This window comes from Kineococcus gypseus (assembly GCF_050871305.1).
GTDB lineage: Bacteria > Actinomycetota > Actinomycetes > Actinomycetales > Kineococcaceae > Kineococcus > Kineococcus gypseus.
Genome location: NZ_JBJLRD010000114.1, coordinates 1 through 1470 on the forward strand (window position 1 = coordinate 1; position 1470 = coordinate 1470).

Here is a 1470-nt window from a genome sequence, read left to right on the forward strand (position 1 = left end):
AGACGAGGGGGAGTTCCCCGCCGTCGACGGTGAGGGTCACCCCGGTGACCCACTGGGCGCGGTCGGAGGCGAGGTAGGCGACGGCCTCGGCGACGTCGCGCGGGTCCCCGGGGCGTCCGAGGGGGACGCCGGCGGTGGTCTCGGCCAGGGAGACGCCCATCGCGTCGGCGATGTCCTGACGCAGGGCGTCGGCTCCAGGGGTCAGGACGTTGCCGGGCACGACCGTGGCGACGCGGATGCCGGCGGGGGCGAGTTCGGTGGCCAGGGCCTTTCCGTAGGCGTTCAGGGCGGCCTTGGCGGCGGCGTAGTGGGCCAGCGGGGGTGTCGGGAGGAGCGCGGCCGCGGAGGAGACGTTGACGATCGTGCCGCCCGCGCCGGCCTCGCGCAGCGCCGGCAGCAGCGCGGCGGTGACGCGCACGGCGGAGAGGTAGTTCAGGTCCAGGGCGTCGAGCCACTCCTCGTCGGGGATGGTGGAGGCGCCTCCCACGTGGGCGCGGGCGGCGCCGGCGTTGTTGACGACGACGTCGACGCCGCCGAGGACGTCGAGCGCTGCGGTGGCGAAGGCCCGCACCCCGGCGGGGGTGCTGACGTCACCGGTGAGGAAGGTGGCGGCGCGGGGGGTGTCGTCGGTGGCGCTGCGGGCGGTCGCGACGACGCGCGCGCCGCCGTCCAGGAAGCGCTGGGCGATGGCTGCGCCGATGCCGCGCGAGCCTCCGGTGACGACGACGCGCTTGCCGGCGAACTCGGTGGGGGAGGGGGACACTGTTCTGAACATGCGGTCCAGAATACATGTTCTGGACCATTCGTCCAGGAGTTCTGGACCACTGGTTCAGATGGGCGTACCGTGAGCGCATGGCGCGACCACGCGAGTTCGACGAGCACGACGTCGTCGACGCGGCCCGCCGGCAGTTCAACCGGACCGGCTACCACGGCACCTCCGTCGGGGACCTCTCCCGCGTCACGGGTCTGAGCAAGGGCAGCCTGTACGGCGCCTTCGGCGACAAGGAGACCCTCTTCCACCGGGTCTTCGACGAGTACTGCACCGCCTCGGACGAGGACGCGGCGGCCCGCGTCGAAGGGCCCGAGGAGCAGGCGCTGGAGCGCCTGCGCGACTGGCTGCGCTCCCCGGAGGGCGACCCCGACGACGCCCTCGACGACGTCGACGACTCCCGCCGCGTCGGCTGCCTGCTGGCCAAGGGGACGGCCGAGCTGGCCCTGGAGGACGAGGTGGTCGCAGCCCGGTCGCTGGCGGCCTTCGAGGTGCTGTTCGACAGCTGCCGCCGGCTGGTCGAGCAGGCCCAGCGCGCCGGCCACGTCGATCCGGACGCCGATCCCGCGGTGCTCGGTGGCCTGGTCGTCACCACGCACCGCGGGCTGGAGGCCCTCACCAGGGCGGGCGTCGACGCCGCGACGCTGAACCGCATCGCCGACGCCGCGATCGACGGCATCGCCCTCGACCCCTCGCGCGCG

The 1470-nt window shown here is 74.1% G+C and carries 2 protein-coding genes; one reads left to right on the top strand and one right to left on the bottom strand.

Annotation, left to right across the window (positions count from 1 at the left end; translation table 11 throughout):
- Positions 1-775: oxidoreductase (locus ACRYMN_RS20830; RefSeq protein ID WP_432499333.1), on the bottom strand; the 775-nt coding region annotated here is incomplete at its 3' end.
- A 77-nt stretch (positions 776-852) separates the two neighbouring features.
- On the opposite strand from ACRYMN_RS20830, the gene ACRYMN_RS20835 reads away from it, so the two are divergent.
- On the top strand, positions 853-1470 hold a 618-nt coding region (locus ACRYMN_RS20835), incomplete at its 3' end, for a TetR/AcrR family transcriptional regulator (protein ID WP_432499334.1).